11 protein-coding genes and 2 pseudogenes are annotated in these 12,750 nt (G+C 46.0%); 3 read left to right on the forward strand and 10 right to left on the reverse strand.

Going from position 1 to position 12,750, the window contains the following annotated elements:
- The 4 genes from AC0VYG_RS21225 to AC0VYG_RS21240 are packed head-to-tail and all read right to left on the reverse strand — an operon-like array spanning position 1 to position 3,718.
- Complete coding sequence (locus AC0VYG_RS21225; protein WP_475429869.1) at positions 1-1,038, reverse strand: heme-dependent oxidative N-demethylase family protein; 1,038 nt, start codon at positions 1,036-1,038, stop codon at positions 1-3.
- Between the two features lie 12 nt (positions 1,039-1,050).
- Complete coding sequence (locus tag AC0VYG_RS21230) at positions 1,051-2,004, reverse strand: PDR/VanB family oxidoreductase (protein WP_475429870.1); 954 nt, start codon at positions 2,002-2,004, stop codon at positions 1,051-1,053.
- Positions 2,004-2,543, reverse strand: a complete 540-nt coding sequence (locus tag AC0VYG_RS21235) for a dimethylamine monooxygenase subunit DmmA family protein (protein WP_475429871.1) — start codon at positions 2,541-2,543, stop codon at positions 2,004-2,006. The genes AC0VYG_RS21230 and AC0VYG_RS21235 overlap by 1 nt, the downstream gene beginning before the upstream one ends.
- Before the next feature lie 44 nt (positions 2,544-2,587).
- Positions 2,588-3,718, reverse strand: a complete 1,131-nt coding sequence (locus tag AC0VYG_RS21240; protein WP_475429872.1) for an aminomethyl transferase family protein — start codon at positions 3,716-3,718, stop codon at positions 2,588-2,590.
- A gap of 515 nt (positions 3,719-4,233) precedes the next feature.
- Here AC0VYG_RS21240 and AC0VYG_RS21245 point away from each other — a divergent pair.
- Entirely contained in the window at positions 4,234-4,893 is a 660-nt protein-coding gene (locus AC0VYG_RS21245) for a cupin domain-containing protein (RefSeq protein WP_475429873.1), read from the forward strand.
- A 69-nt stretch (positions 4,894-4,962) separates the two neighbouring features.
- On the opposite strand, the gene AC0VYG_RS21250 is transcribed toward AC0VYG_RS21245, so the two are convergent.
- Positions 4,963-5,922 carry a DMT family transporter gene (locus AC0VYG_RS21250; protein ID WP_475429874.1) on the reverse strand — a complete coding sequence of 320 codons (960 nt, stop codon included), beginning with the start codon at positions 5,920-5,922 and terminating at the stop codon, positions 4,963-4,965.
- Between the two features lie 136 nt (positions 5,923-6,058).
- Between AC0VYG_RS21250 and AC0VYG_RS21255 the strand changes: the two genes are divergently transcribed.
- On the forward strand, positions 6,059-6,535 hold the full coding sequence (locus AC0VYG_RS21255; protein WP_475429875.1) for an Lrp/AsnC family transcriptional regulator: 477 nt from the start codon (positions 6,059-6,061) through the stop codon (positions 6,533-6,535).
- Here AC0VYG_RS21255 and AC0VYG_RS21260 read toward each other — a convergent pair.
- A pseudogene (locus AC0VYG_RS21260) lies at positions 6,483-7,268 on the reverse strand (amidohydrolase family protein); the annotation flags it as partial. The gene AC0VYG_RS21255 and the pseudogene AC0VYG_RS21260 overlap by 53 nt on opposite strands.
- 405 nt (positions 7,269-7,673) lie before the next feature.
- On the opposite strand from AC0VYG_RS21260, the gene AC0VYG_RS21265 reads away from it, so the two are divergent.
- The gene (locus tag AC0VYG_RS21265; protein WP_475429876.1) at positions 7,674-8,762 is read left to right on the forward strand and encodes a hypothetical protein; all 1,089 of its coding nucleotides are present in this window, start codon (positions 7,674-7,676) and stop codon (positions 8,760-8,762) included.
- A 31-nt stretch (positions 8,763-8,793) separates the two neighbouring features.
- On the opposite strand, the pseudogene AC0VYG_RS21270 reads toward AC0VYG_RS21265, so the two are convergent.
- The 4 genes and pseudogenes from AC0VYG_RS21270 to AC0VYG_RS21285 all read right to left on the reverse strand — a co-directional run bounded on the left by AC0VYG_RS21270 (position 8,794) and on the right by AC0VYG_RS21285 (position 12,719).
- Positions 8,794-9,931 (reverse strand): annotated as a pseudogene (locus AC0VYG_RS21270) (ISAs1 family transposase).
- A 181-nt stretch (positions 9,932-10,112) separates the two neighbouring features.
- Positions 10,113-11,090 carry an NAD-dependent epimerase/dehydratase family protein gene (locus AC0VYG_RS21275; RefSeq protein ID WP_475429877.1) on the reverse strand — a complete coding sequence of 326 codons (978 nt, stop codon included), beginning with the start codon at positions 11,088-11,090 and terminating at the stop codon, positions 10,113-10,115.
- 16 nt (positions 11,091-11,106) lie between these two features.
- Positions 11,107-12,087: a fumarylacetoacetate hydrolase family protein gene (locus AC0VYG_RS21280; protein WP_475429878.1), complete on the reverse strand. Its 981-nt coding sequence runs from the start codon at positions 12,085-12,087 to the stop codon at positions 11,107-11,109.
- A gap of 56 nt (positions 12,088-12,143) precedes the next feature.
- Entirely contained in the window at positions 12,144-12,719 is a 576-nt protein-coding gene (locus AC0VYG_RS21285) for a cupin domain-containing protein (protein ID WP_475429879.1), read from the reverse strand.
- Positions 12,720-12,750 lie beyond the last annotated feature (31 nt).

Here is a 12,750-nt window from a genome sequence, read left to right on the forward strand (position 1 = left end):
TTATCTTGCTAGACTAGTAAGTGGTTGTTGATCAAACTGCGACAACCACTCTACCAACATGGAGTGGTAGCGAGTTAACCCTTTGTAATCAACAAGTTCTGGCGGTAAAGATCGCATGGTTCGATGCATCCGTTGCGCCCATTGCGGATTGGTCACCAGATCATTCATACTGATCAAATAGGTACGAATATTCATCATCAGTGCATTACTGCGCGGCATACGGTCAAATACCTGTAGCTCTACTCTTAGATAAACTTTCTCACCGATGTTTTCAGGTGTGACGGTGGTCCGATCACTGCCCCAATTAGGGTACGTTTCTGGCGAAGTATCCATTCTTGGGTTGATAGTTAACGTCCAATTTAAACGACGCGTAGGCTGCTTTTGAGGAATCGACATTAGAAACTTCAACGCACGATCAATAATGCCATCACTATGCACAAAGGGAACAGGACCATGCCATTGAGCAAAAGTCATCCCGACATTAAACGCTAACGACCAATCGGCAGGGCAGGTAATTAACCCAGCATCCATAAACAAATTGTTTTCACGCTGATCCAACAAGGCAATATCCCCCTGCACTTGCTTACCCATATAAGCTAATGGCGCTTCAGGTAAGGTGCTCGAATCACCAAAAGTGAATCGATCTTCACGTTCTAATAGATGATTTTTCCACAGCCATTGATCGCCCTGTTTCTCTAAGGCAAAGTAATCAGGATAATCCTTCGCCAGAGAATGCATCGTCACGTCGATGAAATCCCAGCACGCTAAATCCATGTGAGGCAACATGAGACAGCTTGATGGGCGCTCTTCCATCACGATCGAGCGCTCCGCCATTTCAGACAAGTAATGTTCATCGACATCATAAAAATACTCGTACACGGACCCAGCACCACCTTTAGACTGGTGTGGCTCAATATTGACCGAGTAGCGGTATTCGTCTTCTGGAAACGGAAACGGAAAGCGTTCTATCGCGTTTTTAGAATTACGATAGGTGAAATCATTTCGGAACGTTTGAACCGGTTTAGGCGCTAATCGCATATCTCAACACTCCTACAAATCTAAGACTAACGTTTTACCAAGAGCACGAGAAACACACGGCATAATGCATGTTTGACTGGCTTTTTCATCAGCGGATAGAAACTCATCACGGTGCTCAATGTCACCGGCTAACACCGCTGTAAAGCATCGTCCGCACACACCACCACGACAGGAACTTTCGATAGCCACATTCGCCGCTTCCAATGTTTCTAGAATACTGCGCTCCCCTTTGACATGAAGCCGCCGCCCTGATTGCTTCAATTCGATATCGAATGGCTGACCGGGTTCTGGTGCCTTGAAGGTTTCAAAATGAATCGCCTCTCTTGGCCAGCCCAATTGTTCAGCCAATTCCAACACGCCATCAATCAAACTTTGCGGCCCACAGATAGAGACATGGCTACCCACTGGTTGATTCGACAAAACCTCGTGCAGATCACAGCGCACACCCTCATCTGAGTCGTAGCAAAACAGTCGATCACCAAGCCGTTCTCTTAGCTCTTGGCGATAGGCACCCGTTTTGCTGCTGTGATACATATAATGGAGCTCCACTTCACTGTTTGAGGACAATAAGTGGGGCAAATAAGACATGAATGGAGTAATGCCCACGCCGCCCGCGAGCAAGAGATGTTTTCTCGCCGCTCTAGGTGGCGCAAAGAAGTTGGTTGGTGCATGAATGGCCAATACATCCCCTTCTTTTACCACACGGTGCATAAAGGCTGAGCCCCCACGGGACGGATCTTGCAAGCGCACAGCAATTTTATACTGAGATAAATCACTTGGATCACTAATCAAAGAATAGGCATTACGCCAGACAGCGTCACCGTCTCGCATGACCACCACCACATGGGAACCTGAAGAAAATGGCAATAGATCACTGCCATCTTCGGCCATTAAGCTAAATTCTCGAATCGCTGGCGCAACATGTTTAATTTGCGTAATACGCACTTGAATGGTGTGATTGCTCATTACAATACCTCCTCCTCAAACCGTTCAGACGGGTCTTCAGCATTGATATTTAAACCGACATACGCACCATGGTGACGGGAGAAATGATCTCTCACCAATAGCAATAAACCACACCCTTGACATGTTACTGGCGTAACACTAACGTCTTCCATCACACCATAGCAGTGGGTACAGAACACACGTCTCACTGACGAGGTAGGTTCATGGAGACGAATCTGCTCAGACACAAAACCCGCATTCAAGGCAAAATTATGTACATCCCACATAAACGCCTCTGATCCAAATAGGTAAATTTTGGAAGTCATCGGCAACTCAGATAGCACTTGAACTAACGAATGAGGCGGCTGCTTGTTTGCTGCCTCAGTCGACCAATCACGCAAACTTAGATTCAAACTGAGTTTTTTATTGGCATCCGACTGTTCAAACAGTTCCATCATCTTTCCAGATCGACCATTTTCACCAACAAACAAATCACAGCTTGTCACCGGATCAATGTCGATAGATTGATAGCACGGTTTGCTTTTCACATCCGTCCCCATATTCTCCTCCTTAGCCTGAAGACCCATTAACATGGTTAAGTCAATTAATCTTTCACTGTGCGTTTTTTCTTATCAGGATCATAAAATGGTAAAACATGGGCGATAGCAGACACGTTAAGGCTGCCCTTCACCGCTAATGGTGTGCCTTGCTCAGCATAAGCCACGTTAAATCGAGCAATCGCCATGGATTTTTTAGACAGTGGGGAATACATAGCACAGGTGATCACCCCCACTTCTTTGCCCTCTGCCCAAAGTGTGTCACCCGCTTGTGCTGCGACTTCACCCTCCAGAAGCACGCCAAAGATTTTAAAGCGTTCTTTACCTTTCAAACGGAAATGCTCCGCCGCACCACGGAACTCGGTTTTGTCTTTGGAAACTGTGAAATCCAAACCCAATTCCCACAAGGTATCGCCAGCGGACTCATCCTCGAATGGGTAGGTTTCTGAGTTATCATCTGGGAAGAACAGCAAACTACTCTCTACTCGCAGCATATCTAACGCCATAAAACAGCAAGGTTTGATGCCCATCGGGGCACCATCTTCAAGAATGGTGTCCCAAATGGCGGTCACATCAGACGCTTTACAAAATATCTCGTAGCCTCGCTCACCGGTGTAACCGGTTCGAGAAATCATGACAGGGTAACCAAACAAGCGAGTTTGCATGTGATGAAAGTAAGGAAGCGTACGTACCTCTGGAAGGTATTTTTCCAAGAAATCCACAGCAAGAGGGCCTTGAAGGGAAATATCATGTAGATCATCGTCAAATAAAACCGCGACTTGTAACCCTTGAGCCGCACTTGTCAGCATTTCATAGCCGCGCCCCGCACCATGAACCACCATAAACGCCGTCGGACCTGTTCGATAAATAATACAGTCATCGACAAATTTGCCTTGTTCGTTCAGCATCGAAGCATAAACCGATTTACCAGGATACAGCTTAGATATATCCCGCGTTGTGGCGTAATCAATCAGTTTTTCGGCGTGAGGACCAACATAGTGAACCTTTTTTAAACCTGATACATCCATTAATCCCGCTTTGGTACGGATTGCTTCATAAGACGATTCGACACTTGTCTCATAAGTCCATGCGGTTTCCATACCGTTCCAATCTTCCAGTTTTGAGCCCAATGCCAAATGTCTTGGTGCAAGGACAGTTCGACGCCATGAATTTGTCATAATTAACGGTTCCTTTTTTTGTAATATTTAGCCAATATCCATTCACTTTACAGAGCCTCTTTCGGATTAGAAATACCTCCTTAGCACTACCTAAAAAGGATAATTAAAGTATTTTTTTATTTTTAAAATCATGATGTTATAAATTAAAAACCCGAATAAACAACAAAAAAACTAAGATAAATAAACGCGAGAGCAGTTTGTGGATATGACTGTGTTCAGCAAGAGTGGGAGAAGACATTGAAGACAATGGTAAAGACAAAATCGTCACTTACCCACAAACCCTAAGTGCATTTGCAGACCTATGGAATACATTGGAAATACGTTATTTGATCGAGCCCACTTAAACATTTCCCACAAAGAAAGTACCATTCTTTAAAAGAAAGCAATGAGCCTGACGACATTTAACGGAAGGAAAATTAAAATTTCTTACAGGAATATAGTTCTATCTCCACAGGACACCACCCTAAAACGAAAAACGGATACAATCTGTACCATTATGATTTAAGGCCTCCAAAATGAAAAAAGACGCTCCATCGAGACATATTAAGGCACTAAAAGAAGGAGAGATTAGCCAGGAGCGAGTCGGCTCCCCACGACTTAAGCTAGAAGACTACATCGCTATGCAGGTAAAACGTAAACGCATTGCTCAGGGCCTTAAAATTGCGGACGTCGCCAGAATCGCTAAACTAAGCCAAGGTATGGTCAGTAAAATTGAGAACGCACAAGTCTCTACCAGTTTGGACACATTAGGACGACTATGTGATGCCATAGGCTTGTCCATTTCACAACTGTTTGCGGATTATGATCGGCCAGAAGGTGGGGCTCAACATACTAAGTCAGGACAAGGAATGGAAGTGGTCCGGCGCGGCACGGAAAAGGGACATACCTATCATTTATTAAACTACACCCGGGGTGAAACCCAGTTAGTCGAGCCATTCTTGATTTCCATGGATGACGCGAGTGAGGTATTTCCTACTTTTTCACACCCTGGACAAGAGTTTATTTATATCCTAGAAGGCGAAATCATGTATCGTCACGGCAACAAACTTTATCACCTTGAAAAAGGCGACTCTCTGTCGTTCAATTCAGGAATCCCACACGGCCCAGAAGAACTGCTCGAAATCCCCATCAAACTGCTATCTGTCATCACCCACCAAAATAGTGAGAACCAATGAGCCGAATCTCAGTAGACTAATATCTGATTAGCAGGCTGTATCCAATACAGCCTCTACGGATCTTCAGCCTCACTTGCGCTGTTTCAATATACCGCTGGCGATGACAACACCAACGCTGACAAGTATCAGACCAACGACGGAGTAGCCTTCTAGGTGCTCGCCCAGCACAGGAATGGCAATCAGTGCCGCGAGGACAGGGGTAAAAGCGCCGATGGCCGCCATGTTTTCCGCCCCCAATTTATGGATGGCGTAACCATAGGTGAAGCCAGTTAATAACCCCACTAATAGACTTTGCACAACCAGTTGACCCGCCAACATATCCCACGATGCATCCGCCAAATGGCAGGAAACCAACCCTGTTCCCCACATAAAGAGCAGAATAACGGTTGAAGACAGCCCCATCAGAGCCGTAGACACTAGCGGTGGCAAGCCAGCAATACGCAGACTAACAGTATAAATGGCCCAAAAAACACTGGCGCCCAATAGAAGTAAATCCCCTTTCCACGTGCCCGCAGGGGCGGTTAATAACGACAAAACGAGCAAAAGAATCACACCCGTACACACAAAACTCAAGCCGATTTTACGGGCTCGGCTCACAGTTTCTTGATAAAACAGCACCGCCAACAAGGTCACAAAAAAGGGATAAGCCCCCAAGATTAACAAGCCCGCATGGGAGGCGGGGGCATAGCGCAAACCGGTTGCACTTAAGTAGAAAAATGGCAGACCCGCTCCACAAATAATGCCCAAAAGCAAAATAGGCGGTACTGCTTTGACTTGTGCCCGAGCGCGCCAGAGAAAAGGGAACAATAATAATGCAGGCGGTGAGAAACGCAGAATTCCCAAATCAAATACTGTTAATGAATTGGTCATGTCTGCGCGCATACTGACAAGCCACGATGCCCAAATCAAGATGCTCACCAAGGCGGCGACCAACCCAAAGCGAAAGCCCCAGCCTGTGGCGTATTGTTTGTATTTGGGTGGCTCTTGAGCCACATTTGATGACGTGCTGTGTGTGACGACCTGAGACATATCCACCTCGCTAAACAATATTTAGCCTATTATCAAGGTAGATGGGGGAGCATGTCCTTGCTATTCACACTCCAAAAAGTAAGATTTTTAGCATAAGATGCCTATATTCAATAGATAAAATACTAAGTGTGCCAAAATGGATAAAACTGACTTAGAAATACTCTCTCATCTGCAATCCGATGGACGGCTAACCAACGTAGCGTTGGCAGAGGAAATTCATCTTTCCCCCTCCCCTTGTTTACGTCGTGTAAAGCAACTAGAAGACGCGGGGGTCATCGAAGGTTACCATGCTCGCATTGATCGGCAGAAAGCGGGCTTTTCCATGACGGTATTTGTCGAAGTGCGCTTAAAAAGCCATGCGGACGACAAACACATTGCCTTTGAAAACGCGATATTAGCAATGGACGACATTATCAGCGCACATTTAGTATCAGGCATTGCTGATTACCGTTTGGAAGTGGTGGCAGTGGATTTACAAGATTACGAGCGCATTTTAAAAGCATTGCAATCGTTACCCCATGTAAAAGACATTCAAAGTCATTTTGCCATTCGCTCAGTGAAAACGGCTGCCCCTTTGCCTTTAGCAAAAGCATCAGGTAAAACAAAAGCCTAGGCGTGGCCGTCACGCGGTCGCCTATGCCTGCTTGCATGGCTTCATGGGCTAAGAATTCTAGGAAACGCGAGTTTGGATCATCGATTTCATCGCAATGCACATCCACTAAACGGTCGTATTTGAGCGCGAGTTGAATCAGGGTTTTTACGGACTTTTCGCCCAGTTCGCGGGTGTATTCAAAATGCGGAATGCCACCAACCACATCCGCACCGATTTCCATGGCTTCTGTCATCAAGGCTTCACCATTGGGGTAGGAATGGATGCCTTCCTGCGGAAACGCGACCACCTGAATATCGAGCACGTCTTTTAGCTTGTCACGCAGTTCGCACAGGGTGCGCATGGCAACCAAAGAGGGATCCGTGGTGTCGATATGCGTGCGAATATGCTGCACGCCATTGTCAATCAGCATGGCTAAGGTGTCTTTCACGCGGCGATGGATGTCGGCAGGGCTTAGCATGGGTTTACGTTGCGACCAACGTTCGATGCCCTCGAACAAGGTACCGCTGCGGTTCCATTCCGGTTCTCCCGCCGTCAGAGCGGCATCGAGATGGATATGGGGCTCAACAAAAGGCGCACAAAACAGCTTACCTTGGGCGTCAATATCGTCGCCGGCAGTGGAGGCGTCTAAAACGACGGGCTGGTCTTGTTGTTGAATTGAAGCAAACAGACCGTTTTCGACTATGATGGTATAAAGTGCTGTTTGCTGTCTTAAGCGTGCATTGATGATCTTCACTTTCCACTCTCCTGATACGTCGTTCTGTTAGTAACCCTAGTCGCCTAGGCTTTTGTTTTACCTGATGCTTTTGCTAAAGGCAAAGGGACAGCGAACGTTTTCTCGCAAACTAACACGTGTCGTGTGTTGCATCTGCCGAGTTCTCCTTGTTGATTCATTAAAACCGTTGGATTGCGATGAGTTACTTGACTTAGTGTATTGTATTCGAAAAGAAGCGATCTTCAGAGTATCAATAAAGGTGTTATAAGCTTTTGTTTTTCATGACCTTATGAGTCAATGAACCTATGGTATGTCAATAAATTAAGTGTAAATCGCGATGGTGGCTATTGTATCTCCTTAGGCTGCGAGTAGAGTGTATTTTTCATACTACCGTTGTGTAAATTGATTGCATTCAGGAATGTATTTATGGCGACATTCGATGATCAACAGAAGCTCACTGATCAAAAAAGGCATCTTCGGGAAAAGGAAAGTGCTACGGTTATGCGGTCAAGTCCCGTGAATGTTTGGAATGAATGGGACCCGCTCGAAGAAGTCATAGTTGGTTCTGCGTTGGGCGCATCAACTAGGATGTTGGATCATTTTTGGGATTATGGTTCTCATATTCCTGGCAATAAACAATTATACCGACGGTTTTATCACGCTCAGCCAGCTCCAACCGAAATGGTTTTAAAAGCCGAGGCAGAGATTGAGGGGGTTATTAAGATCCTTGAAAGCGAAGGGGTCATGGTGCGAAGGCCATCGCCTGCTGACTCGCTTGCCTCCTTTTCTACTCCCTATTGGTCTGAAAAGTCTGGCTACAATGTTATGAATCCACGAGATCTGCTACTGGTAATAGGAGATCAAATCATCGAGAACCCCAGTGCGTGGCGACATCGATATTTTGAGACTTTTGCCTACCGACCTTTGATTCAAGAATACTATCAACGTGGTGCACGTTGGGCCGCAGCTCCCCGTCCCATGCTTCGCGATGAATTATACGATCCTAATGGTATTCGATCAGAACCCAATACCGATCCCAGAACATACCTTACCCGAGAAGATGAGCCAGTATTCGACGCCGCAAGTTTTATTCGCTGCGGAAAGGACATTATTGCACAGCGAGACCAATGTACTAATCTTGCAGGGATTGACTGGCTGCAACGGCACCTTGGTCAGGAGTTTACGATCCATATTATTGAGAATCAGCACAATAACCCTATTCATATAGACAATACTTTTGTTCCTCTTGCACCAGGCCGAGCGATGGTTCATCCGCTATGTAACGTAAAGGAAAAAGGGTTGGTTCCCGCGTTAAGGTTTCCAGAGTTTCAAGGTACTGAAGCTTGGGAAGAGGAGAGAATAGGCAAAAACGTAAAAGAAAGTAGAATAAAGGGTTCAAAAGGTGATGTAGCTAAAAAACTTACCGTTAAGCTTTGGGGAAATGGTGTTTTTGAAAAAAATGAATCTATAAAGGGTAGTGAGAATACTCAATATTTCCGCAGGGCGAGAGCGTGAACATATTTTGATCAGAACGGCCCTATCTCACTCATTCTTCTGCCACGACTTTTAGACCTGCCGCTAGCACCTTATCTAAATACGCTATGTCCATACTGGCGATTTTTTGTTTGCGCCGAATACTGGCTTTTTTGCTCGTTTCGGCTCGCAGCATGTTTAAAGCAAAATGCCTCATCGTGGCTAATATTTCGGCCGATTCTCCATGATAAATTGGACATTTGTCTTCATTCATAGAGACATCAAGCACCCAGTGTAGGCTATTTTCTATGCCCCAATGGCCTCGAACTGCATCGGCAAATCGGGATGTGTCTAAGTCTGCAGAACTGATGTAATAGCGGTATTCTAAAGAGTATTGCAGGGCTTTCTTTTCAAAGCGGTACCCCATGGCGACGCCAATGGTTTTCAACCCTGCCCATTCGTCAAATTCCCCCACTAAAGCCGTAGCAGGTAATACCTTATATTCTCTGGCCTCGTAGCGCCCATGCCCCTGAGTAATTTGTATCTGTTTCGGATCAACAGGAAGAGAAATACTCTCAGCCAAGGCTTGTTTAACCGCTCGGTGCAAGCCATCTTGGTTGCCTTTTACCGCTAAAAGGTAATCACCTTTTTGTGTCACAATCTGCTTTGCAATGTCTTTCTGACACCCCATGGCATCAATAGAAACAAGACAACCTTTTATATCCAAAAGCCTTAATAACGCTGGGATAGCCGTGATTTCATTCGATTTTTCTTCTGTCTTTATTTGCCCCATGACGACACCATTGCGTGTCGCAAAGGCACTGACCATGTGAATGGCAGATTGGCGATCCTCTCGGTTATAAGAACCTCTGAGTGTTTTGCCATCGATGGCAATGATCTTCCCCAGAGGTTCGTTTTGAGACAGATTTCGCCCAGTTAATAAAGCATTGTCGAAACTGAGTGGTGTTGAGCCGAGAAATGATGCGAGCAATGGTATCGTGAGTGGGCACACCTTGAAGAAAAAGCCCTTTTTCCTGTAACCAGAGGCGATGTGCTTCTCCAAAATCTTCAATGTCCTCCCAGCCAGAAGCTCCGCTAATCACACTACAAATTGATAAAAATAGAACATCAAACAGAGAATAGGTGATTTTAGCCGCTTGTCGTGGGTCTTGAATGTTCTTGAAATGCTGAGAAAAAGCGTCAATGTCCAGAATTTTCACCTTAAAAAGGCGTAAGACTGCTCTAGACTTATTAGCAAGTCAACCCACTAAATTGACACTGAATTGGTTGAAAAACATTCACGCTCTTGCCCTGAAAGCATACCTGTTAAAAACGTCTAGTTTTAACAGGTATAAACTAATATCGTTTTATGACATTTGAAAACCTACCTACTTACAACGCCCTTTCTACTAGCTTGTTCAAATCCCCATCATGCTGAAAACCAGCACCATCCGCCGCTGGTGTTTCTAGGGGAGGAAAACAACCAAACAGGGTTTCAATCATTGGGTTCACTTCATAACGAATAAGCTCATCCGTAGGTTGTTGATAAACCGAGCCAATCGCCACCACCAACTCTGCCATGCTAAAACAGAGTGTCGGCAAGGTCAGTGTTCGGTGATCTTGTATTTTGCTTTCTTCTACCACAGCACCATGGATGAGGTTATCGATGATATTCGCCAAGGAAGAGCCCCAAGTTTTCGCTTGCGGCGACATAGGGCACACAAACTCATGGCCTTGGGATAGTTCGCGAATAATGTCACTCAAGAAGGCCGATAGCTGACCGGTTTCTGCCGGTGGACGTGCCAGTACCCCTGCTAGGCGTAAGGAGCGACCATCGACCCAACCACGACGGCTAAAATCGTTGATCATTACTTCACCGACTATTTTATGGGCACCATAGCTGAGCTGAGGCTTAAGCTGCGTGTCGTCGCTGACCCAATCCGGCATTTTACCAAACACCGCGATACTGCTGGCAAACACAAAGACGGGTTTACCTTGGCCATTTTCCGTTTGTGCCTTAGCAATCTCCAGCAAGGTCATGGTGGCATCAATATTGACATGACGGGCTAAACTTTCGTTTTGTTCTGCCATACCACCGGGAATACTGGCTAAATGAAAAAACACATCTATGGTGGCAGCGCTCAGAGTGTCCCACAACCAAGCGTCATCGGCCAGATCACCCGCGTATTTTTCCATCTTGATAGCGCCGGTTTCAGTGAAAGACGCTTCGTTAAAAAGCGCCTCGTCAAACTGTCGATCAAGTAAGGTCAAACGGGTGATGCTTTGCTGCCCTATTTGGCCGACCTCAAGTAATCGCTTTGTTAACCCTTGGCCGACAAATCCATTCGCACCCGTTATCACTACATGCATCGCCTAACCCTTCTGATTAGTTAGAAACCACTTTTTGTTCGATTACGCCGAATGGACCATCGGTTCCATCATCAAATTTAGCTTGCATGCGTACTGTGTCGCCAAATTTCATAAATGTGGTTTTGATTTCTCCAAGGTCGATTTTTTCGATGACACGGCGCTCAGAAATACAGGCAGAACCCGCTTCACGAGCACTATTCGATACGGTGCCAGAACCTAAAATACAGCCAGCCATCAGTTTACGGCTGCGAGCGGCGTGTGCCATAAGTTGCGGGAAGGAGAAGTTCATTTCGCTGCCGTGGGGCTCGCCGAAACGTTCGCCATTCCAACTTACGTGCAATGGCATGTTCACTCGGCCATTTGCCCAGGCATCACCTAGTTCGTCAGGCGTTACCGCCACAGGCGCGAAGCTAGAAGAGGGTTTAGCTTGTAAGAAGCCAAAGCCTGAGTTCATTTCACGTGGCCCAAGGGCACGTAAGCTCCAGTCGTTAATTTGCACTATCAAGCGTATCGATTTGGCGGCTTCCTCCGGTGTTGCTGACATAGGCACTGCGGCCATCACCACGCCAAATTCCCCTTCAAAGTCGATGCCGTCGGCTTCGCTTGGCATGGGAATGTCTACCGTTGGGCCTTGAAAGTCATCGCTGGCGCCTTGATACATCACAGGAATCGTATCGAAGTCAGCAATCGGGTCTGTGTTAAAGGCTTCTTCCATCAATTTTCCGTGGTTCAAAAAAGCCGAGGCGTCTAGCCATTGTGGGCTTCTTGGTAATGGCGCAATACAAGCGGATGGGGCAAAGTCAAAAGCCGAATCCAGTTTTCCTGCATTCAAAAGGTCATACATGGCTTGCAGGTCTATCCATTTATTTTGCCAGTTTTGTACGGCGGATAATAAATTAGGAACAATAGAGCTTGCGTCTACTGCTTTGGTTAAGTCCTTCGAAACAATGATTAAACGGCCATCTAGAGTGCCATTAGGCAAAGTGGCAAATTTCATAAAATTCTCCTTGATTCGCTTTTTAAGCTCATTTTTAGCTCTTTTGAAATTCTTTTTTAAAGTATGTCGTTAGCCAATTCGTTATCGTATTGACCACCCACTAGGATGAACAAAATACGGCACATTTTTCCTGATCGATTCGCCCAAGCATGGTTAGTGCCGTGCTGAACAACAACACTACCAGGTTTTAAAATGGCTTCGTCTTTGTCGACGATAAGGGTTAGTTCCCCTTCGATGACGATGCCGTAATCAATGGATTCAGTACGGTGCATAAGTGGGTGTGGTGAGTCGTCTTTTACCGTTGATGCGCTTTCGTCACCCACTTTAGAAAACATGTCTTTCATTTTTCCATGTCCCTGATTTAAGAACTCCTCGCTGTCTGGCGGTATGTCTACATAGCGAATGCGAGTGCCCTCAGGAGCAGGAGGTAACACAACAGGGCCAAGTGTTGGGTCTGTTTGTATATGGGAAATAGGCGCTGGTGTATGGCTGGTGCTCCACACTTCATGGAATGTCGTTCCGGGTACGGCTTCTAGGTCCATAACGGTTTTGAGTGGGCCATTTTCGACAATAATGGATTTGCCATTTTCATCATGCCCCGTAACAACTCGATAAATATCGGGAAAGCTCATGGCGGCTCCTTTAATGCTTGAGAGAGTTAAA

The sequence above is a fragment of the Marinomonas sp. 63XJN7_7_ISO-PGPR-S23-202 genome (assembly GCF_056173505.1).

Excerpts from the sequence above, each read along its gene's own strand:
- AC0VYG_RS21225 (WP_475429869.1), bottom strand. The coding sequence starts at position 1,038 with ATGCGATTAGCGCCTAAACCGGTTCAAACGTTCCGAAATGATTTCACC.
- AC0VYG_RS21230 (WP_475429870.1), bottom strand. The coding sequence starts at position 2,004 with ATGAGCAATCACACCATTCAAGTGCGTATTACGCAAATTAAACATGTT.
- AC0VYG_RS21235 (WP_475429871.1), bottom strand. The coding sequence starts at position 2,543 with ATGGGGACGGATGTGAAAAGCAAACCGTGCTATCAATCTATCGACATT.
- AC0VYG_RS21240 (WP_475429872.1), bottom strand. The coding sequence starts at position 3,718 with ATGACAAATTCATGGCGTCGAACTGTCCTTGCACCAAGACATTTGGCA.
- AC0VYG_RS21245 (WP_475429873.1), top strand. The coding sequence starts at position 4,234 with ATGAAAAAAGACGCTCCATCGAGACATATTAAGGCACTAAAAGAAGGA.
- AC0VYG_RS21250 (WP_475429874.1), bottom strand. The coding sequence starts at position 5,922 with ATGTCTCAGGTCGTCACACACAGCACGTCATCAAATGTGGCTCAAGAG.
- AC0VYG_RS21255 (WP_475429875.1), top strand. The coding sequence starts at position 6,059 with ATGGATAAAACTGACTTAGAAATACTCTCTCATCTGCAATCCGATGGA.
- AC0VYG_RS21265 (WP_475429876.1), top strand. The coding sequence starts at position 7,674 with ATGGCGACATTCGATGATCAACAGAAGCTCACTGATCAAAAAAGGCAT.
- AC0VYG_RS21275 (WP_475429877.1), bottom strand. The coding sequence starts at position 11,090 with ATGCATGTAGTGATAACGGGTGCGAATGGATTTGTCGGCCAAGGGTTA.
- AC0VYG_RS21280 (WP_475429878.1), bottom strand. The coding sequence starts at position 12,087 with ATGAAATTTGCCACTTTGCCTAATGGCACTCTAGATGGCCGTTTAATC.
- AC0VYG_RS21285 (WP_475429879.1), bottom strand. The coding sequence starts at position 12,719 with ATGAGCTTTCCCGATATTTATCGAGTTGTTACGGGGCATGATGAAAAT.